19 protein-coding genes are annotated in these 18910 nt (G+C 74.1%); 14 read left to right on the top strand and 5 right to left on the bottom strand.

Annotated features, from left to right (window positions below; all coding sequences use genetic code 11):
* Nucleotides 1-17: 17 nt before the first annotated feature.
* The gene (locus tag H0H10_RS16560) at nucleotides 18-1034 is read right to left on the bottom strand and encodes an SEC-C domain-containing protein (RefSeq protein ID WP_188181731.1); all 1017 of its coding nucleotides are present in this window, start codon (nucleotides 1032-1034) and stop codon (nucleotides 18-20) included.
* Nucleotides 1035-1124: 90 nt separating this feature from the next.
* Entirely contained in the window at nucleotides 1125-2552 is a 1428-nt protein-coding gene (locus tag H0H10_RS16555) for an MFS transporter (RefSeq protein WP_188181730.1), read from the bottom strand.
* A 116-nt stretch (nucleotides 2553-2668) separates the two neighbouring features.
* Between H0H10_RS16555 and H0H10_RS16550 the strand changes: the two genes are divergently transcribed.
* From H0H10_RS16550 to H0H10_RS16535, 4 genes are all read left to right on the top strand, one after another.
* Nucleotides 2669-3196 (top strand): winged helix-turn-helix transcriptional regulator, encoded by a 528-nt coding sequence (locus tag H0H10_RS16550; RefSeq protein WP_188181729.1) that lies wholly within the window; start codon nucleotides 2669-2671, stop codon nucleotides 3194-3196.
* Between the two features lie 116 nt (nucleotides 3197-3312).
* The gene (locus tag H0H10_RS16545) at nucleotides 3313-3624 is read left to right on the top strand and encodes a DUF6412 domain-containing protein (protein WP_188181834.1); all 312 of its coding nucleotides are present in this window, start codon (nucleotides 3313-3315) and stop codon (nucleotides 3622-3624) included.
* A 102-nt stretch (nucleotides 3625-3726) separates the two neighbouring features.
* Complete coding sequence (locus H0H10_RS16540; protein ID WP_188181728.1) at nucleotides 3727-4440, top strand: YidC/Oxa1 family membrane protein insertase; 714 nt, start codon at nucleotides 3727-3729, stop codon at nucleotides 4438-4440.
* 182 nt (nucleotides 4441-4622) lie between these two features.
* Nucleotides 4623-5480, top strand: coding sequence for a fumarylacetoacetate hydrolase family protein (locus H0H10_RS16535; protein ID WP_188181727.1), 858 nt, complete (start codon nucleotides 4623-4625; stop codon nucleotides 5478-5480).
* A 96-nt stretch (nucleotides 5481-5576) separates the two neighbouring features.
* Here H0H10_RS16535 and H0H10_RS16530 read toward each other — a convergent pair whose 3' ends face one another.
* The 3 genes from H0H10_RS16530 to H0H10_RS16520 all read right to left on the bottom strand — a co-directional run bounded on the left by H0H10_RS16530 (nucleotide 5577) and on the right by H0H10_RS16520 (nucleotide 8147).
* A complete protein-coding gene (locus H0H10_RS16530) occupies nucleotides 5577-6452 on the bottom strand; it encodes an LLM class F420-dependent oxidoreductase (RefSeq protein WP_188181726.1) in 876 nt (291 codons plus the stop codon).
* A gap of 103 nt (nucleotides 6453-6555) precedes the next feature.
* Nucleotides 6556-7059 (bottom strand): heme-degrading domain-containing protein, encoded by a 504-nt coding sequence (locus tag H0H10_RS16525; RefSeq protein WP_188181725.1) that lies wholly within the window; start codon nucleotides 7057-7059, stop codon nucleotides 6556-6558.
* A complete protein-coding gene (locus tag H0H10_RS16520; RefSeq protein WP_188181724.1) occupies nucleotides 7056-8147 on the bottom strand; it encodes a Gfo/Idh/MocA family oxidoreductase in 1092 nt (363 codons plus the stop codon). The genes H0H10_RS16525 and H0H10_RS16520 overlap by 4 nt, the downstream gene beginning before the upstream one ends.
* A 137-nt stretch (nucleotides 8148-8284) precedes the next feature.
* Between H0H10_RS16520 and H0H10_RS16515 the strand changes: the two genes are divergently transcribed.
* The 10 genes from H0H10_RS16515 to H0H10_RS16470 all read left to right on the top strand — a co-directional run bounded on the left by H0H10_RS16515 (nucleotide 8285) and on the right by H0H10_RS16470 (nucleotide 18852).
* A complete protein-coding gene (locus H0H10_RS16515) occupies nucleotides 8285-9769 on the top strand; it encodes an ROK family transcriptional regulator (protein ID WP_188181833.1) in 1485 nt (494 codons plus the stop codon).
* A gap of 134 nt (nucleotides 9770-9903) precedes the next feature.
* The gene (locus H0H10_RS16510; RefSeq protein ID WP_188181723.1) at nucleotides 9904-10644 is read left to right on the top strand and encodes a hypothetical protein; all 741 of its coding nucleotides are present in this window, start codon (nucleotides 9904-9906) and stop codon (nucleotides 10642-10644) included.
* 71 nt (nucleotides 10645-10715) lie between these two features.
* The gene (locus H0H10_RS16505; protein ID WP_188181722.1) at nucleotides 10716-11471 is read left to right on the top strand and encodes a GntR family transcriptional regulator; all 756 of its coding nucleotides are present in this window, start codon (nucleotides 10716-10718) and stop codon (nucleotides 11469-11471) included.
* A gap of 132 nt (nucleotides 11472-11603) precedes the next feature.
* Nucleotides 11604-12728, top strand: coding sequence for a TIGR03364 family FAD-dependent oxidoreductase (locus H0H10_RS16500; protein WP_188181721.1), 1125 nt, complete (start codon nucleotides 11604-11606; stop codon nucleotides 12726-12728).
* A gap of 5 nt (nucleotides 12729-12733) precedes the next feature.
* Complete coding sequence (locus H0H10_RS16495; protein ID WP_188181720.1) at nucleotides 12734-13459, top strand: HAD family hydrolase; 726 nt, start codon at nucleotides 12734-12736, stop codon at nucleotides 13457-13459.
* A complete protein-coding gene (locus H0H10_RS16490) occupies nucleotides 13459-14508 on the top strand; it encodes an ABC transporter ATP-binding protein (RefSeq protein WP_188181719.1) in 1050 nt (349 codons plus the stop codon). The genes H0H10_RS16495 and H0H10_RS16490 overlap by 1 nt, the downstream gene beginning before the upstream one ends.
* Nucleotides 14501-15370 carry a 2-aminoethylphosphonate ABC transporter permease subunit gene (locus H0H10_RS16485; RefSeq protein ID WP_188181718.1) on the top strand — a complete coding sequence of 290 codons (870 nt, stop codon included), beginning with the start codon at nucleotides 14501-14503 and terminating at the stop codon, nucleotides 15368-15370. Before H0H10_RS16490 ends, H0H10_RS16485 begins: the two co-directional genes overlap by 8 nt.
* Nucleotides 15357-16154, top strand: coding sequence for an ABC transporter permease (locus H0H10_RS16480; RefSeq protein WP_188181717.1), 798 nt, complete (start codon nucleotides 15357-15359; stop codon nucleotides 16152-16154). The genes H0H10_RS16485 and H0H10_RS16480 overlap by 14 nt, the downstream gene beginning before the upstream one ends.
* 59 nt (nucleotides 16155-16213) lie before the next feature.
* Nucleotides 16214-17269 carry a 2-aminoethylphosphonate ABC transporter substrate-binding protein gene (locus H0H10_RS16475; RefSeq protein ID WP_188181716.1) on the top strand — a complete coding sequence of 352 codons (1056 nt, stop codon included), beginning with the start codon at nucleotides 16214-16216 and terminating at the stop codon, nucleotides 17267-17269.
* 101 nt (nucleotides 17270-17370) lie between these two features.
* Entirely contained in the window at nucleotides 17371-18852 is a 1482-nt protein-coding gene (locus tag H0H10_RS16470; RefSeq protein WP_188181832.1) for an alkaline phosphatase family protein, read from the top strand.
* The last annotated feature ends 58 nt before the right edge of the window (nucleotides 18853-18910 follow it).

Raw genomic sequence — 18910 nt, 5'->3', positions numbered from 1 at the left:
GGACTAGACGGTCGCCGTCACCCGGCGGTTCCGTGGCACTCCCCGTACGCCCGGCCCGAGCCGCACCAGCACGCCGCCGAGCGGTCCGGAGGCCACGCCGCCGCCCGTCCCCGGGCCGCCAGCGTCGTCGCGTACTGGGGCAGCAGCGTCGCGTCGGCCGGGGAGGTGCCCTCCGAGGCGGCGAAGGCCTCGTACGACGGGACCGTGCCCGTGACGATGCCCAGGTTCGGGGTGCCCGAGGACGCCAGTTCGCGCAGGGCCGCCTCTATCGTCGCCAGGTGGGCCTCGTAGGACGGGTACTCCTCCGCCAGCGTCGGGTACGCCTCCGTCAGTTCCGTCAGTTCGTCCACCGGCCAGTGCAGGATCGCCACCGGGAACGGGCGGGACAGGGCCTCCCGGTAGGCGCCCAGCTCGGCGCGCAGGCGGAGGATCTCCGCCTCCAGCTCCGCCGGGTTGTCCGAGCCCAGGGACCAGACCCGCTTCGGGTCGTGGAGCTCGTCCAGGGAGACCGGCATCGAGTGGAGCGTGTCGGCCAGGGTGTCCCACTCGTCGTGGGCGAGGCCCAGCATCCGCCGGACCCGGTGGCGGCCGAAGAGGAGCGGGTGGGTGGAGTACGGGGGTTCCGGTACGTCCGTCAGGAGCAGGCGGGCGCCCTCCGTGAACGTTTCGTGGGCCGCCTCCAGCTCGTCGTGGGATTCGAGGGCCTCGGCGACGATGACCCAGGGGGCCGGGTCGCGGGGGGACGCCGTGCGGACGCCCTCGATGATGGCCCTGGCCTCCGCCTCGTGGCCGTACTCCCAGAGGTTCGACGCCTTCAGGGCGCGGACCAGGGACGGGTTCTCCAGGCCGGCGGAGGCGGACAGCAGACGGTCGTAGAGCGTGGACGCGGCGGGGCGGTCGCCGGCCAGTTCCAGGTGGGCCGCGGCCCGCAGCAGCAGGGCCTCGGCGTCCTCGGGGTAGAGACCGGCGGTCCGCTCCAGACGGGCCGCTTCGGCGGTGTGGTCGACGTTCTCGGCAGGCGTGTCGGGGCGCATGGGGGACACCGTACTGCCGCCGGGTGACACAGGTCAGGTGGCGGCAGTGCCGGGCGGGGAGCCGCACGCGCTCCCGCGCGGGCCGGTGGGTCAGCGCCGATCCCGCAGCGCAGTCACGAGCACCGCCGCCGCCAGTGCCAGGCCCGCCGACACCGTGATCGCCAGGTCAGCGCCCCGGCCCGGTCCGCCCGCGGACGTGGCGAGGGCGATCGTCAGGGCGACCCCGGCGCAGGAGCCGACGTAACGGAAGGTCTGCTGTGCTCCCGAACCCATCGCCGCCCGGGCCGCCGGCACCGACTCCACCGCGAGCAGCGGCAGCGCCGCGTTGAGCAGGCCGCTGCCCACGCCGGCCAGGACCAGGCCGGGCAGCAGACGGGTCCAGGAGCCCGCGCCGACGGCGCCGAGCATGGTCAGCGCGCCGGCCGCGTGCAGGGCGAGGCCGACGGCCAGCTGGTGGCGCGGTGAGAGGCGGTGGGTGAGGCGCCGGGCCTGGAGGGCCACCGCGAAGGACAGGCCGGACCAGAGCAGGAACAGCCACGCCGTGTCCATCGCGGACAGGCCCAGCGCCTGCTGGAGCAGGGCCGGCAGGAAGCTGAACAGGCCGATCACCGCCAGTCCGGTGAACAGACCGCCCGCGGAGGAGGCCAGGAAGCGCGGGCTGCGCAGCAGGGACAGGTCGATCATCGGGGTGGCGGTGCGGCGCTCCACCAGCGCGAACAGTCCGGTCAGCACGGCAGCCGCCGCCAGCAGCAGGCCCACCGGCGCCCGCAGCCAGCCGTCCCGGCCCAGGGTCAGGGCCGCCACCAGCGCGACCAGCGCCAGTGCGAACGTCACCGCTCCGGCGAGGTCCGGCCGGCCGTCGCGCGGTGAGCGCGACTCGGACAGGACCCGTGTGCCCAGTGCGGCCGCGACCAGCGCGGCGGCGCCCAGGACGGCGTACGACACCCGCCAGCTCGGGATCGCCCCGACGAGGAGCGGGCCCGCCGCGATGCCGCCGCTGACGAAGGCGCCCCACACTCCGGTCGCGCGCAGCCGGCCGGCCGGGGTGGGGAAGGCGTGGACGAGCAGGCCGAGGCTGCTGGCCAGCAGTGCGGCGCTCGCCGCGCCCTGGGCGACGCGGGCCAGCGTGAAGAGCCAGGTCGTGGTCGCGAGCGCGCCCAGGGCGGTGGTGATGCCGAGGGCGAGGGTGCCGGAGAGGAAGACCCGGCGGCGCCCGTGGTCGTCGGCCAGGCTGCCGGCGACCAGGAGCAGCGCGGCCAGGCCCAGCGGGGTGCCGTTCAGCAGCCAGGCCTGGGCGGAGAGCGGGGTGTGCAGGTCGGCGGCCGTGGCGGGGAGCGTGACCATCGGCGCGGTGTACGTCATCAGGGCCACGGCGGTCGCGGCGCTGGTCACGGCGAGGGTGGCGCCGGGGCGCGGGGGTGAGTCGCGGCCCGGCTTCCCGCGTCGTACGGCAGTGGCGTTGGTGGCGGTAGCGGGGGTGGGGGTGTCGGTGGCGGAGTCCGTGCCGGTGCCGGTCATGTGCTGGCCGCCCTCCCGGGCTAGGTTCGGTCATTGAACTGATGTGGTGCCGCCAACCTAGCACCGTCGGTTCGGTCACTGAACCAAGATGGCGGAAAGTCGCTACAGTGGACGCCATGGCACTGGGCAAGGACTACGCGGCGCAGGAGTGCTCGATCGCCCGCGCACTGGAGGTCGTCGGCGAGCGCTGGACGCTGCTCGTCGTCCGCGACGCGCTCTACGGGGTGCGGCGCTACAACGACTTCCTCGTCCACCTCGGCATCCCGCGCGCCGTCCTGGCGAGCCGCCTCCAGACCCTCACCGCCGAGGGGATCCTGGAGAAGCGCCGGTACCAGCAGTCGCCGCCCAGGGACGAGTACGTCGTCACCGACCGGGGCGTCGCCCTGTGGCCCACCCTGCGGGCGCTCGGCCTGTGGGGCCGCGAGCACTACGGCGGCGCCCCGCTGCGGATCTTCCGGCACGCCGTCTGTGGCACGGAACTCGGCGCGTACGGCGAATGCCCTGCCTGCGGAACCGCCGTACCCCTCGGGGACGTCGAGATGCTGCCGGGCCCCGGACTGGATCCCGACCCGGCGGATCCGGTCAGCCGGGCGCTGCTGCGGCCCAAGCGGCTGCTGACGCCGGTCGAGACGGACTCCGCCTGACGGGACCCCGTTCGTGGGAGTCCGCCTGACGGGACCCCGTTCGTGCATGACCCCGTTCGTGTATAACGAAAGGAACCGAAGGGGGAGCACGCGTGAGCGAGAGGGGGGAGCGGTCCATGAACCGCGGCCGGGCCCGGCTGGGCTTCGTCCTCGCGCTGCTGCTCCTGTTCCTGCCCGTCGCCCTCCTCGACGCCGGCAGCCTCTCCGCCACCGTCGCGCTCGCCGCGACCGCCGCGGCCGGTGCCGCGCTCGCCGTCTGCGCCGTCGTGGCCTCGCGCTGCGCGCCCGCCGTGCCGCCCACCCGGGTGCGTACGGCCATCCGTGACCGGGCCAGGCGTACGGCCTTCCTGCCCCAACGCGATCCCGACGCCCCGGGCCGCCGCAGGCCCCGAGCACCCGGGCACGCCCTCCCGGCGACCACCGCGTAGGGCACCCTCCACAGCGAGTCCGTGACCCCGCGCGGGTCGTGTCGTCATGCCGCACACCCTCGACACCCGGCACGACGAGACCCCCGGAGGGCTCACTCACCCATGTCCGTTTTCGCCAACCTGGTCGAAAGCCTCGCCGACCTGCTCCAGCCGCTGTTCGGCACAGGCGCCGCCGCCGCGGCGATCGTCCTGTTCACCGCACTCGTACGACTCCTCGTCCACCCCCTGTCACGGGCCGCCGCCCGCGGGCAGAAGGCGCGCAGCGCGCTCCAGCCGAGGATCGCCGAACTGCGCCGCAAGCACGCGAGGAACCCCGACAGGCTCCAGCGGGCCGTGCTGGAACTGCACGCCGAGGAGAAGGTGTCACCGCTGTCGGGATGTCTGCCCAGCCTGTGCCAGCTGCCCGCGTTCTTCCTCCTCTACCACCTGTTCTCCAGCTCCGAGATCGGCGGGCGGGCCAACGAACTGCTCGCGCACCGGCTGTTCGCCGCGCCGCTCGGCGGGCGGTGGGCCGACGCGCTCGGCGACGGCGGGGTGACCGGGCCCGCCGGGCTCGTGTACGCCGGGCTGTTCGCGCTGGTCGCCGCGGTCGCCCTCGTCAGCTACCGGCTCACGAAGCGGACGATGGCCGACCGGCCGCTGACGCCCGCCGGTGACGCGGAGCAGGTGCCGGGGCTGGGGGCGGTCACCAGGGTCATGCCGTTCATGTCCTTCTTCACCCTCGTCACCGTGGCCGTGGTGCCCCTGGCCGCCGCGCTGTACGTGGTGACCAGCACGACGTGGAGCGTCGCGGAGAGGGCCGTCCTGTACCGGTGAGCCGGGCCGGCCGCCTGTACCGGTGAGCCGGGCGGCCGGCGGCTACGGTCCAGTACGTGAACGGGGTATTGCGGAGTGGACTCGGAGCTTGGAGGATCGACCAGTCCTCCGATGGCTGCGCACTGCCGCACCCAGGTCGCACCTCATCGGGCGGGCTGCCCGCGATCGAGGAGTTGGGGATCATGAAGCTGTTGCGAGTCGGTACGGCGGGGACGGAGCGACCCGCGCTGCTCGACGCCGACGGGACCCTGCGAGACCTGTCGGGCGTCGTGGCGGACATCGACGGTGCGCTGCTCGCCGACGACGCGGCCCTCGGCCGGGTCCGGGCCGCGGCCGAAGCCGGTGAACTGCCCGTCCTGGACGGGGCCGGGCTGCGCGTCGGACCGCCGGTGGCGCGCATCGGCAAGATCGTGTGCATCGGCCTGAACTACCACGACCACGCCCGCGAGACCGGCGCCGAGCCGCCCGCCGAGCCCGTCGTCTTCCTCAAGGCGCCGGACACGGTGGTCGGGCCCGACGACACCGTGCTCGTGCCGCGCGGCTCCGCCAAGACCGACTGGGAGGTGGAGCTGGCGGTCGTGATCGGGCGTACGGCCCGCTACCTGGAGTCGGCCGAGGAGGGGCTCGCGTGTGTCGCCGGGTACGCGGTGGCGCATGACGTGTCCGAGCGGGAGTTCCAGATCGAGCGCGGCGGGACCTGGGACAAGGGCAAGAACTGCGAGACGTTCAACCCGCTGGGTCCGTGGCTGGTGACCGCCGACGAGGTACCCGACCCGCAGCGGCTGTCGCTGCGCCTGTGGGTGAACGGCGAGCTGAAGCAGGACGGGACGACCGCGGAGCAGATCTTCCCGGTGGGCGAGGTCGTGCGGTACGTCAGCCGGTTCATGACGCTGTATCCCGGTGACGTCATCAACACGGGCACGCCCGCGGGGGTGGCGATGGGGCAGCCCGAGCCGAAGCCGTATCTGCGGGCGGGGGACGTGGTCGAGCTGGAGATCGAGGGGCTCGGGCGGCAGCGGCAGGAGCTGAAGGACGCCTGACCCGACCGGTGGGGCGCGGGTCGTCCGGCGGCCGCGGCCGGTGCGTCATGGCCGTTCCGCGCCCGCCGTTCCTCGCGCCCCTCGGGGACGCCTCCCTCAGCCCAGCAGCGAGGCCAGCCTCCGCCACCCTGCCCTCGGCAGGACGTCGACCGGGCCCTCCTCCACCACCTGGAGGGCCACGTGGTCCGCGCCGGCCTCCCGGAAGGCGGTGATGCGGCGGCGGATCGTGTCGTCGTCGCCCCAGGCGAACACGGCGTCGATCAGGCGGTCGCTGCCGCCGCCGGCGAGGTCGGCGTCGGTGAAGCCGAGGCGCAGGAAGTTCCTGGTGTAGTTCGGGAACTCCAGATAGCGCGCGAGGTAGGCGCGGGCGGTCGCGCGGGCCAGCATCGGGTCGGACTCCAGGACGACCTTGAACTCCGGGGCCAGCAGCGGCCCGTCGCCGAGGGTCTCGCGGGCCTGCGCGGTGTGCTCGGGCGTGACCAGGTACGGGATGGCGCCCGCCGCCCGGTCCCGGGACAGCTCCAGCATCTTCGGGCCGAGGGCGGCCAGCACCCGGCGCCCGGCCGGCACCCCGGCCCGGTCCAGGTCGTCGAGGTAGGCGACCATCGTCGAGTACGGGCGGTTGTACCGCTCCACCATCGGGCCGTGGCTCACGCCGAGGCCGAGGACGAAACGGCCGGGGTGGGCCACCTCCAGCTCGGCGAAGCTCGCCGCCGCGGCGGGGGCCTCGTGGTCCCAGATGCTCTGGATGCTGGTGCCGACGACGATCCGCGAGGTCGCCCCGATGAGCGGCGCGGCGTGCCGGGCGGCGCTGCTGCCGCCCAGCCACACCGCGCCGAACCCGAGCTCTTCCAGCTCGGCGGCGGCCTCGGCCCGTTCGCGGCCGCCCTCCGGGTTCTCGGCGCGCAGTTGCGCGCTCCAGATGCCGTACCGTCCGACCGATTCCTTCAGCGAGGCCGTCGTGTCGTTCATCGGTTCCGATCCCTCCGGTGGGCGTCGTGCCGGGATGATCACTCGTACGCCAGGTCCCAACGGGAGGGGGCGTGCTGATCATTCCCGGCGTGCGCCGTCCGGGTCACAGGCCCAGGAACCGCTCCAGCGCCTCCACCACGAGCCGGTGGTCCTGCACCTGCGGCAGACCGGACACCGTCACCGCGCCGATCACGCCGACGTCCGCCACGGTGATCGGGAAGGAGCCGCCGTGGGCCGCGTAGGTGTCGGGGTCGAGGCGCGAGGACTCCTCGAACGTCGTCCCCTTGGCCCGGAAGCGGGCGCCCACCAGGTACGACGCGGAGCCGTACCGCTCCACCACCCGGCGCTTGCGGGCGATCCAGGCGTCGTTGTCCGGGGTGGAGCCGGGCAGGGCGGCGTGGAAGAGCTGCTGGCCGGCGCGGTGGATGTCGACGGCGACGGGCGCCCGGCGCTCCCGGGCCAGCTCGACCAGGAGGGAGCCCAGCGCCCAGGCGTCGTCGTGGGTGAACCGTGCGAAGACCAGGCGGCGCTCCTGCGCCTCCAGCTCCTCCACGGTCGGGGGCAGTTCCGGGGTCACCTTCGGGGCCGGCTCGTTGTGGTGCGTCACAGGGTCACCGCCACTCCGTCGCGGGCCGAACGGCGGGCCGCCTCCAGCACGTCCAGGGCGGCCGCGGCCTCCCGGGCGCTCACCGGGTTCGGGCCGCCCTCCAGCAGGGCCTTGGCCACGGCCGCGTAGTAGGCGGGGTAGTCGCCGGCGAGCGTCGGCTCCACGCGTCCGCCGCCGGTCACCGGGGACTCGCCGGCGCCCACGCGGCCCCACAGCGACTCGTCCTCCTCGCCCCAGCCGGGTCCGGGCCGCTTGCCCTCGCGCAGCGCCGCCTCCTGCGGGTCCAGGCCGTACTTGACGTAGCCCGCCTGCGAGCCCAGCACCCGGAAGCGGGGGCCGAGCTGGGCGGTGGTCGCCGAGACGTAGAGGTGGGAGCGGACGCCGCCGGCGTGCGTGATGGCGATGAACGTGTCGTCGTCCGTCTCCGCGCCCGCGCGGCGGACGTCCGTCTCGGCGTACACGGCGGTCGCGGGGCCGAAGAGGACGAGGGCCTGGTCGACGACGTGGCTGCCGAGGTCGTAGAGCAGACCTCCGATCTCTGCCGGGTCGCCGGACTCCCGCCAGCCGCCCTTCGGCTTCGGCCGCCAGCGCTCGAACCGGGACTCGAACCGCCATACGTCGCCCAGCGCGCCCTCGGACAGCAGCTTGCGCAGAGTGAGGAAGTCGTTGTCCCAGCGGCGGTTCTGGAAGACCGAGAGCAGCAGACCGCGCTCCTCGGCCAGCGCCGCCAGCTCGCGCGCCTCGGCCGCCGTGCCCGCGATCGGCTTGTCGACGACGACCGGCAGGCCGGCCTCCAGGCCCCTCTTCGCGAGCGGGACGTGCGTCTTGTTCGGGGACGCGATGACGATCAGGTCCAGGTCGCCGGCCCGGTCGAACAGCTCGTCGGGGCTCGCGACGGCCGTGACGTCCGGGAACTCGGCGCGGGCCTGCTGCTGCCGCTCGGGGTTGGAGGTGACCACCGTGTCCAGGGTCAGCCCCTCGGTGGCGGCGATCAGCGGGGCGTGGAAGACGGAGCCCGCGAGGCCGTAGCCGACGAGGCCGACGCGCACGGGGGTGCCGGGTGCGGTGCCGGGGGGAGTAGCAGTCATGCGTCCACTTTCGCAACGCTGTTGCCAAAGTGCAAGCGGCGAGGACAATGGGGGGTGTGATCAGGACGAACGGTGGCGGTACGGGCGGCGCGGGGCGCGGCGGCACGCGGACGGCCGCGGACGGTGCCCGTCCCCTCGTGGGCGCGGGCGGCGGCGCCAACCTGCTCGCGCTGCGGACCCACAACGCCGCCCTGGTGCTGGACCTGCTGCGCGCGGCAGGGGCGGAGGGCATCAGCCGGCTGGAACTCGCCGAGCGGACCGGCCTCACCCCGCAGGCCGTCAGCAAGATCACCGCCCGGCTGCGGGAGGACGGGCTCGCCGCCGAGGCGGGGCGCCGCGCGTCGACGGGCGGCAAGCCGCGCACGGTACTGCGCCTGGTGCCGGAGGCGGGGCACGCGCTCGGCGTGCATCTGGACCGGGACGAGCTGCGGGCGGTGCTGGTCGACCTGGAGGGCACCGTGGTGGGGGAGCGGCGGACCCCACTGGACCTCGGGGCGGGCGCGGAGGCCGTGGTGGAGGGCGTCGCACGGGAGGCGGAGGCCCTGGCGACGGACGTCCTCGGCCCGCCGGTCGGGTCCGGGGCCGGTGGTGCCTTCGCCCGGTCGCCGGGCGGGGCTGTGACCGCCGGCGTTGCCCGGCCGCCGGGCGAGCCTCTGCCCGGGGCCTCCGGCCGGTCGTCGGGCGAGCCTCTGCCCGGCACCCCCGCCCAGCCGTCGGGCGACTCTGCGGCCGACGGCCTCGCCCCGCCGTCGCGTGGGCCCCTGGCCGGTGGTGCTTCCGCCGCGCTGCCGGGCGGACCCGTGCCCGGTGCCCCTGCCGGGTCGTCGGGCGAGGTCCTGTCCGGGACGCCGATCCAGGGGCCGGGCGGGTCAATGTCCGAGACCCGGGCCCAGCCGTCGGGCGGGTCCCTGCCCGGCGCCCCCGCCCGGTCGCCCGGCGGGGGCCTCCTTGGTGTGCCCACGCTGCTCGGGCTCGGGGTTGCCCTTCCCGGTCCCCTCGACCACGGTCAGGGCGTGCTGCACCGGGTCACCGGATTCCCCGAGTGGGACGGCTTCCCGTTGCGGGACGCGCTGGCGCGGCGGCTCGGGATACCGGTCGTCGTCGACAAGGACACCAACGCGGCGGCGCTCGGGCTCACGGTCGCAGGCGTGGGCGGCTCCTTCGCCTACCTGCACCTCGGCACGGGACTCGGCGCCGGTCTCGTGATCGGCGGCGGTGTGCACCGGGGGGCCCGGACCGGTGCCGGCGAGTTCGGGCACCAGGTCGTCCAGCTGGACGGGCCGCCCTGCACCTGTGGCGCCCGGGGCTGCATCGAGGCCCTGTGCCTGGGGGCCGTCGCCCGCGGCGACCTCGCCGAGGCGGCCCGGGTGCTGGGCGCGGGCGCCGCCAACCTGGCCGGGCTGCTCGACATCGACCTGGTCCTGCTCGGCGGCCGTACCGTCACGGCCGCGCCCGGCGCCTTCGTCCACGGGGTGGGCGCGGTCCTGGACGCCCGTGCCCGGCGCGAGGGCGGGCACGCCGGTGCCGTACCGGTGCGGGTGGCGCCCGGCGGGGAGCGCGCGGTCGCGGAGGGCGCCGCCCAGTTGCTGCTGGCTCCGCTGTTCGGGCGGGGGGAGGGCTGACCCGTACCTACCTGCCGTCCGGCGCCGCGTCGCCCGGCCGGTGCGCCGAACGAGGGCACTGCCGCGGCCGTTCGAGGTGATCGCCCCGAACGGCGGTCCCGGGGACGAAGGCTCTCCGCCACGCTCATGTGTTCATGCGACTGTTCACGCCCGTGTCCCTCTGCCTGACGGCGGCAGCCGCCCTCCTCACCGCCGCCGCCCCCGGCGCCACCGCGCCCGCGCCCCCCGCCTGCGCGGCCCCCGACGACCGCGCCTTCCCGCTCGTCACCCGCATTCACGGCGGCCCCGGCACCTACCGGCCCGGGGGCGGCCCCGGCACCTGGTACCTGGACCTCACCAACACCACGGGCCGCACCTGCGAGGGCGTCCACCCGGTCGTCGTCCTCGTCGACGCCGGACGCGCGCTGAAGCCGTCCCAGGCCCGGCTGGAGTTCCACGACGGCACCCGCCCGCACGCCGTCCGTTTCGAGGACACCGACGCGGACGAGCTGATCGGCGTGTTCGACGACTTCCCCGGCCTCACCGTCGGCCCCGGCCGTACCGTCACCGTGAAGGTGCGCCTCGCCTTCACCGCCGACGCCGTGCCCGACGAGGTGACCGTCAACGCGGCCGCGGTCCAGCGCCGCGGCGGCGACGGCGACTGGGTCGGCCAGTCGAACGACTACCGCTTCCGCGTCGCGGCCGGCGATTCCGCCGAGCCGCGGAGTTCCGTGACGCCCGCCGTCGCCGCCCCCGACGACCCGGCCGGCGGACTCCCGTTCGCCGACGAACTCGCCGGCACCGGACTCGGCCGGGTCGGCACGATGCTGGCCGGCGCCGCCCTGCTGCTCGGCGCCGGGGGCACGGCCGTACTGCTGTCCCGCAGGAACCGCTGAGCCGGCCCGGACCCACCGGCAGCCGGGGCCCGCCCCCGGAGCCGGCGGGCGGCGTCTGCGACGATCCCTGCGTGGACTACCCGAACGACCAGGCCCCCGGCGCCCCCGTCCGCTCCGGGATCCCGGAGCACGGCCGCGTGCCGAAGTACTACGCCGTGAAGGCGCGGATCGCCCGTCTCGTCGACGAACTGGGGGAGGGCAGCGCCATCCCCACCGAACGGGACCTCTCCGAGCGGTACGAGGTCGCCCGCGAGACCGTCCGGCAGGCGCTGCGCGAACTCGTGCTGGAGGGCAGGCTGCGCCGGCAGGGGCGCGGCACCGTGGTCGCGGGCCCCAAACTGGAGCAGCCGCTCTCCCTGGCCAGCTACACCGAGGGCGTACGGCGCCAGGGCCGCACCCCCGGCCGCACCCTCGTCACCCTCGACCGCTTCCCCTGCCCCGACGCGCTCGCCGCCGAGACCGGCCTCACGCGCGGCGAACCCGTCTGGCACCTGGAGCGCGTGCTGCTCGCCGACGACGAGCGGGTCGGCCTGGAGAGCACCTACGTCGCCGTGGCCCGGGTGCCCCGCCTGGACGCCGACTTCGACCCCGACTCGTCCTTCTACGGCTACCTGCAACGGCAGGGCATCGCCTTCGGCGACGCCGACGAGCGCATCGAGACGGTGCTCGCGACCCCGCGCGAGGCCCTGCTGATCGGCACCCCGCCGGCCCTGCCGATGCTGCTGATCCACCGCGTCTCCCGGGACACCGACGGCCGCCCGCTGGAGCGGGTGCGGACGCTGTACCGGGGTGACCGGTTCTCGTTCACCACCCACCTGCGGGGCTGAGAAGAGACCCCGCCGACCACCCCATTCGCATCACGAAAAGATAACGGGTCTAGCCCAAACGTGATGACCAGTTCACGCTCTCGTTGTCAGCCGGATTCCTCCGGTTCCCCGATGCCAAGGAGCGTGGCGGTCGTGAGAGTGATAGTCGTCGGAGCCGGCGTGGTGGGCACCATGCACGCCTGGCACGCAGTGGAACGCGGCCACGAGGTCGTACAGATCGAACGCGAGACGGAGGCCCGCGGCGCCTCGCTGCGCAATTTCGGCCAGATCTGGGTCAGCGGCCGCGCGGGCGGCGAGGAGCTGGAGACCGCGCTCAGGGCCCGGGAGCTGTGGGAGGAGATCGGCGGCCGGGTCCCGGCGCTGGGCTTCCGCCCCAACGGCTCCCTCACCCCCGTCCGGGGCGGCCTGGAGCTCGCCGTCGCCGAGGCCGCCGTGGCCCGCCCGGACGCCGCCGCCCGCGGCTACAAGCTGCTCACCCCCGGCGAGGCCCGCGCCCTCAACCCGGCCCTGCGCGGCGAGTTCGACGCGGCCCTGTACTGCGAGCGCGACGCGGCCGTCGAACCGCGCACCGCCCAACTCGCCCTGCGCGCCGAACTGGACAGGTCCCCGAACTACACCTTCCTGCCCGGCCGCGAGGTCCGGGACGTCGTCGGGGAGAACGCCGTCCGCGACGACCACGGCGACACGCACACCGGCGACGCGGTCGTCCTGTGCACCGGCGCCTGGCTCGGCGGCCTCGTGCGCGAACTGGCCGGACCGGACCTGCCCGTGCGCCGGGTCCGCCTCCAGATGATGCAGACCGACCCCCTCGGCGAGCCGCTGACCACCTCCGTCGCCGACGCCGACAGCTTCCGCTACTACCCGGCTTACCGCTCGCCCGCCCTGGACGAGCTCAACGCCCGGCAGCCGCAGCCGGCCACGGCCGCGGAGCACGCCATGCAGCTGCTGATGGTCCAGCGCGCCGACGGCGGCCTGACCATCGGGGACACCCACGAGTACGAGCACCCCTTCGCCTTCGACACGCTCGAAGACCCCTACGAGCACCTCACCGGCGTCGTCGAGTCCCTCCTCGGCCGCCCGCTGCCGAGGATCCGGCGCCGCTGGGCCGGGGTGTACGCGCAGTGCACCGACCCGAGCCGGGTCGTGCACCGCCAGCGGGTGCGCGACGGCGTGTGGCTGGTCACCGGGCCCGGCGGGCGCGGCATGACCTGCTCGCCCGCGATAGCCGAAACCACCGCGAACGAACTGGGCTGGTGACACACATGACCTCCCCGACCCCCTCCCAGGCCCCCTCCCCGACCCCCGAGGGCATCCGCCTCGTCGTCCTCGACATGGCCGGCACCACCGTCGCCGACGGCGGCCTCGTCGAGCGCGCCTTCGACACCGCGGCCCGCGAACTGGGCGTCGAACCCGGCACCGACGACCACGCCGACAAGCTCGCCTACGTCCGCGCCACCATGGGCGAGTCCAAGATCTCCGTCTTCCGGCACCTGTTCGGCGACGAGGACCGCGCCCAGCGGGCCAACACCGCCTTCGAGAAGGCGTACGGCGAACTCGTCGACGGCGGCCTGATCGCCCCCGTCCCCGGCGCCCGGGAGGCGATCGGGGAACTGCTCGCCGACGGCCGCAGCGTCGTGCTGACCACCGGCTTCGCCCGCGTCACCCAGGACGCCATCCTCGACGCGCTCGGCTGGCGGGACCTGGTGCCGCTCACCCTGTGCCCCGCCGACGCCGGCGGGCGCGGACGGCCGTACCCGGACATGGTGCTGGAGGCGTTCCTGCGCACCAAGGCCGCCGCCGACGTACGCCAGGTCGCCGTCGTCGGGGACACCTCCTACGACGTGCTCAGCGGCGTACGGGCGGGTGCGGGCCTGGTCGCCGGCGTGCGCACCGGGGCCCACGGCGACGACGCCTTCCGCGCGGCGGGCGCCACCCTCGTCCTGGACTCGGTCGCCGGCCTGCCCGCCCTCCTGCGGGGAGCCGGCTGATGGGCATCCGCTTCGACGCGGTCACCGTCGCCTACGACGGCAACGTCGTGCTCGACGCCCTGGACCTCACCGTCGCACCCGGCGAGGTCATGGCGCTGCTCGGGCCGTCCGGATCCGGCAAGACCACCGCGCTGCGGGCGGTCGCCGGGTTCGTACGGCCCGCCTCCGGGCGGGTCTTCCTCGGCGACCGCGACGTCACCGACCTGCCCCCGCACCGGCGCGGCATCGGCATGGTCGTCCAGCAGTACGCCCTGTTCCCGCACCTGCGCGTCGAGGACAACGTCGCCTTCGGCCTGAAGGCCCGCAAGGTCCCCAAGGCCGAGATCCGCACCCGGGTCGCCGAGGCGCTGGAGATGACCGGCATGGGTGCCTACGCCCGCCGCCACCCCCGCGAGCTGTCCGGCGGCCAGCAGCAGCGCGTGGCCATCGCCCGCGCCCTCGCCATCCGCCCCGGCGTCCTCCTCCTCGACGAGCCGCTGTCCGCCCTCGACGCCCAGCTGCGCTCCGGCATGCTCGCCGAACTGGCGCGGCTGCACCGCGAGCTGCCCGACGTGTCGATCCTCTACGTCACCCACGACCAGATGGAGGCGCTGACCCTCGCCGACCGGATCGCGGTGATGGACAAGGCCCGCCTCCAGGCCTGCGGGACCCCGCGGGAGCTGTACCGGGCGCCGGCGAACGCGTTCACGGCGTCGTTCGTGGGCAACGCGAACCTGCTGCCCGTGACCGTGGGAGCGAGCGGGGCCGCCCTGGGGACGGCCGAGCTGAAGATCGACACGTCCGGTGCCGCGCCGGGCGCCTCGGCCACCCTGTGCGTACGGCCGCACCTCGTCGGGCTGGGCGACGGCCCGAACCGGCTCACCGGCACGGTGACGGAGATCCAGTGGCGCGGCGCCACCCACCGGCTGTACGTCGACGTGGACGGCCACCGGGTCATGGCCGACCTGCCCGAGCTCAGGACGCCGCCGGCCCACGGCGAGTCCGTCACCCTGCACTTCGCGTCCGAGGACGCCGTGCTGCTGCCCGCGGGGGTGGGCGACCATGGCTAGCGCCACCCTGAGCACGCCGGCGAAGGCCGGGATCCGGGCGCCGGCCGTCCCGGCGTGGGTGTGGGCCCTGCCCCCCGTCGCCCTCCTCGCCCTCGTCTTCCTCTACCCCCTCGCCCTCGTCGTCCAGCAGTCCTTCCAGCCCGACACCGGCGGCACCTCGATCCGGCCGTACGCCGACGTCTTCGCCTCGGAGGCGTTCCGCGAGGCGCTGTGGACCACCGTGTGGCTGGCGCTGGCCTCGACGGCCGGCTGCCTGGTGCTCGGCTTCGTCCTCGCGCTGGTCATCGCCTTCGTGCCCTTCCCCGGGGCACGGGCGGTGTCGCGGTTCGTCGACGTCTTCCTGTCCTTCCCGTCCTTCCTGATCACCCTGGCCCTGCTGTTCATCTACGGCACGGTCGGCATGGCCAACGGGCTGTGGACCGACGTCACGGGAGCCGCCGAGGGACCCTTCCGGTTCCTCACCACGCCCTGGGGTGTGCTGCTCGCCGAGATCACGTACTTCACGCCGTTCGTGATGCGCCCGCTGCTCGCCGCGTTCTCGCAGCTCGACACCGCCCAGCTGGAGGCGGCCAGTTCGCTCGGCGCCCGCGCGCCGAGGATCGTCCGGCAGGTCATCCTGCCCGAGGCGCTGCCCGCCCTCGCGTCCGGCGGCAGCCTCGTCCTCGTCCTGTGCCTCAACGAGTTCGGCATCGTCCTGTTCACCGGCGCCAAGGACGTCACGACCCTGCCGATGCTCGTCTACGGCAAGGCCATCCTGGAGTCCGACTACCCGGGCGCCTGTGTGGTCGCCGTCGTCAACGTCCTGATCTCCGTGGGCCTGTACGGCCTCTACCGGGTGGTGAGCCGCCGTGCTGGTGCATAGCCGCAAGGCGAAGTGGGCCGTATGGGCACTGTTCCTCCTCCTCTTCCTGCCCCTCTTCGCCCTTCCGCTCCTCGTCGTGCTCGGCGCCTCCTTCGCCACCAACTGGTCGAGCGTGCTGCCGTCGGGCCCGACCACCGCCAACTACGAGGCGGCCACCCGCGGCGAGGCCCTCCAGGCGCTCACCACCAGCCTGGTCACCGCGCTCACCGCGAGCCTGCTCGCGCTGGCCGCCGGCACCTGGGCCGCGCTCGCGGCGGCGGCCCTCAAGCGGCGGTCCCGCAAGGTCATGGACGCCCTGTTCGTGCTGCCGGTCGCCGTGCCCTCCGTCGTCGTGGGCCTCGCGATCCTGGTCGCCTTCTCCCAGCCGCCGGTGCTCCTCAACGGCACCCGCTGGATCGTGATCATCGCCCACACCGTCCTGGTCACCGCCTTCGCCTACCAGTCGGTGTCCGCCGCGATCACCCGCCTCGACCCGGCGTACGAGCAGGCCGCCGCCTCCCTCGGCGCCGGCCCCGCCCAGGTCCTGTGGCGGGTCAAGCTCCCCCTGCTGCTGCCCTCCCTGACCGCGGCGGCCGGCCTCTGCTTCGCCCTGTCCATGGGTGAGCTGAGCGCCACGATGATGCTCTACCCGCCCGACTGGACCCCGCTGCCGGTCCTGATCCACGCCTCCACCGACCGGGGCGCCCTCTTCACCGGCTCCGCGATCGCCGTGGTCCTGATGGCGGCCACCCTGCTGGTGCTGCTCGCCGTCTCACGCATCCGCACCAGGGCCTCGTACCGCTGACCGACACGGCCTCGTACCTCCGGCCGACCCACCACCCCGTGCAAGGAGTTCGCCTCGCCATGCCCGAGAACGTCCGCAAGCCGCTCGCCGCCCTCTGCGTCCTGGCCGCCCTCCCGCTCACCGCCTGCGGCGGCAACTCCGCCGCCTCCGACGAGAACGTCGTCACCGTCTACAGCGCCGACGGCCTCAAGGGCGAGAACGGCGACGGCTGGTACGACCAGGTCTTCAAGGACTTCGAGAAGGAGACCGGCATCAAGGTCGAGTACGTCGAGGGCGGCTCCGGCGAGATGGTCCAGCGCGCCACCCGCGAGAAGCGCAACCCGCAGGCCGACGTCCTCGTCACCCTCCCGCCGTTCATCCAGCAGGCCGACACCAAGGGACTGCTGCAGAAGTACGCCCCGAAGGGCGCCGACCAGGTCAGCGGCGCCGACAAGGCCGCGAACGGCACCTGGACCGCCGTCGTCAACAACTACTTCGGCTTCATCCACAACAAGAAGGAGCTGAAGCAGGCCCCCACCACCTGGGAGGACCTGCTCGACGGGAAGTACGAGAACAAGCTCCAGTACTCCACCCCCGGCGTCGCCGGCGACGGCACCGCCGTCCTCATCAAGGCCATGCACGACTTCGGCGGCGAGAAGCCGGCCATGGAGTACCTGAAGAAGCTCCAGGCCAACAACGTCGGCCCGTCCGCCTCCACCGGCAAGCTCGCCCCCAAGGTCGACAAGGGCGAACTGCTCGTCGCCAACGGCGACGTCCAGATGAACTACGCCCAGTCCAAGTCCATGCCGAACCTCGGCATCTGGTTCCCGGCCCGAGAAGGCGGCAAGCCCACCACCTTCGCCCTGCCGTACGCCGCCGGCCTGGTCACGAAGGCCCCGCACAGCGAGAACGGCAAGAAGCTCCTCGACTACATGCTCGGCCGGAAGGCACAGGCCCAGGTCAGCGAGATCGGCGGCGGCTTCGCGGCCCGCCAGGACGTCAAGGCCACCGACGCCGACGCCATCGCCCTCGACAAGCTGATGGACGGCGTGGAGATCTTCGAGCCCGACTGGAACGACATCGAGAAGAACCTCACCTCGTACGTCGACTCCTGGAAGTCGGCCACCGGCAGCTGACCCCCCACCCCGCGCAACGCCCCTGGCACCACCACCGGGGGCGTCGCCATGCCCGCACGTCCTCACCCATCCCACCGTCGGAGGATCACGTGTCGCACCGCATGTCCCGCCGCTCCCTCCTGCTGGCCGCCGCCTCCCTCGCCGCCGCGGCCGGCCCGCTCGCCGGCACCGCCCGCGCCACCGGCAGGACCCCCAAGGTCCTGGTCATCGGCCTCGACGGCGCCCTGCTCAGCCGCATCAAGGACGCCGACGCCCCGCACCTCGACGCCCTGATGGCCGCCGGCCTCACCGCCCCCAGCAGCATCTACGCCAACCCCCTCGCACCGACCATGTCCGGCCCCGGCTGGTCCACCCTCATCACCGGCGTCTGGCCCGACAAGCACAACGTCAAGGACAACGCCTTCACCGGCCACCGCTTCGACCGGTACCCCGACTTCCTCACCCGGATCGAGACCGCGAAGCCCTCCCTCACCACGTACGCCGTCTCCTCCTGGGCTCCGATCACCGACACGGTGTTCTCCGCGAAGGCCGACACCCGCGTCTCCACGCCGAGCGCCGAGTACGACACCGGCACCACCGCCCGCGCCGTCGCGCAGCTCCGCGACGGCGACCCCGACGCGATGTTCGTCCAGCTCGACAACATCGACCACGCCGGTCACAGCGACGGCGCCGCGAGCCAGGCGTACCTGGACGCCATCCACACCGCCGACGCCCAGGTCGGCCAGATGGTGAAGGCGGTCGAGTCCCGCCCCGCCCACGCCGACGAGGACTGGCTGATCATGGTCACCACCGACCACGGCCACACCGACGCCGGCGGCCACGGCGGCTCCACCCTCCCCGAACGCCAGACCTTCCTGATCGCCACCGGCGCCGCCCTCGCCCCCGGCACCGTCCGCCACGACGTGAAGATGCCGGACGTCGCCGCCTCCGCCCTCGCCCACCTCGGCATCGCCATCGACCCCGCCTGGAATTTGGACGGCCGCCCCGTCCAGCAGCCCCAGCCCGACGACTTCGACGCGCTGCGCCCCCGGCTCACCGCCCGCACCGACGAGACCGGCATCCCGGCCTCGCTCCTCGGCTACACGCACACCCCGCCCCCCGGCTGGTCCGTCGACAACTCCGCCATGGGCACCGGCGGCGTCACCGAGTGGCGCGGCTGGTCCTTCACCACCGACGAGTTCTGGACCCAGGCCCAGCGTGACCAGCAGCGCGAGTCAAACCTCCGCGCCCGGGGCGTCTTCGCGGTCGCCGACGGCGACGAGTGGCACGACAAGGCCGTCACCGGCACCTTCGACTCCACCCTCGTCAGCCCCGCCCACCCGGTCACCGGCGGCGGCACCGCCACCCTCACCTACACCACGTACTACCGCCACGAGTCCCCGCAGAAGGGCGAGGTCCTCGTCTCCTACGACGACGGCACCCCCGTCACCGTGCGGACCTACACCGCCGACGTGCCCTCCCGCACCGAGACCGTCACCCTCAACGTCCCCGCCGGAGCCCGCACCGCCCGCGTCCTCTTCCGGTACACCGGGACCAACAACTGGTTCTGGGTGATCGACGGGGTCCGTCTGAGCCGGTCCTGATTAGGCTGTGAGGCGTCGGTACGCCGTGGTTCCGGCGCCCTTCCCCATGCCCGACCGC

Source organism: Streptomyces griseicoloratus (genome assembly GCF_014534645.1).
GTDB lineage: Bacteria > Actinomycetota > Actinomycetes > Streptomycetales > Streptomycetaceae > Streptomyces > Streptomyces griseicoloratus.
This window is presented reverse-complemented; position numbering and strand designations above follow the sequence as displayed.

Coding starts and splice junctions, on each gene's coding strand:
- H0H10_RS16560 (WP_188181731.1), bottom strand. CDS start 1,034: ATGCGCCCCGACACGCCTGCCGAGAACGTCGACCACACCGCCGAAGCG.
- H0H10_RS16555 (WP_188181730.1), bottom strand. CDS start 2,552: ATGACCGGCACCGGCACGGACTCCGCCACCGACACCCCCACCCCCGCT.
- H0H10_RS16550 (WP_188181729.1), top strand. CDS start 2,669: ATGGCACTGGGCAAGGACTACGCGGCGCAGGAGTGCTCGATCGCCCGC.
- H0H10_RS16545 (WP_188181834.1), top strand. CDS start 3,313: ATGAACCGCGGCCGGGCCCGGCTGGGCTTCGTCCTCGCGCTGCTGCTC.
- H0H10_RS16540 (WP_188181728.1), top strand. CDS start 3,727: ATGTCCGTTTTCGCCAACCTGGTCGAAAGCCTCGCCGACCTGCTCCAG.
- H0H10_RS16535 (WP_188181727.1), top strand. CDS start 4,623: ATGAAGCTGTTGCGAGTCGGTACGGCGGGGACGGAGCGACCCGCGCTG.
- H0H10_RS16530 (WP_188181726.1), bottom strand. CDS start 6,452: ATGAACGACACGACGGCCTCGCTGAAGGAATCGGTCGGACGGTACGGC.
- H0H10_RS16520 (WP_188181724.1), bottom strand. CDS start 8,147: ATGACTGCTACTCCCCCCGGCACCGCACCCGGCACCCCCGTGCGCGTC.
- H0H10_RS16510 (WP_188181723.1), top strand. CDS start 9,904: ATGCGACTGTTCACGCCCGTGTCCCTCTGCCTGACGGCGGCAGCCGCC.
- H0H10_RS16495 (WP_188181720.1), top strand. CDS start 12,734: ATGACCTCCCCGACCCCCTCCCAGGCCCCCTCCCCGACCCCCGAGGGC.
- H0H10_RS16490 (WP_188181719.1), top strand. CDS start 13,459: ATGGGCATCCGCTTCGACGCGGTCACCGTCGCCTACGACGGCAACGTC.
- H0H10_RS16485 (WP_188181718.1), top strand. CDS start 14,501: ATGGCTAGCGCCACCCTGAGCACGCCGGCGAAGGCCGGGATCCGGGCG.
- H0H10_RS16475 (WP_188181716.1), top strand. CDS start 16,214: ATGCCCGAGAACGTCCGCAAGCCGCTCGCCGCCCTCTGCGTCCTGGCC.
- H0H10_RS16470 (WP_188181832.1), top strand. CDS start 17,371: ATGTCCCGCCGCTCCCTCCTGCTGGCCGCCGCCTCCCTCGCCGCCGCG.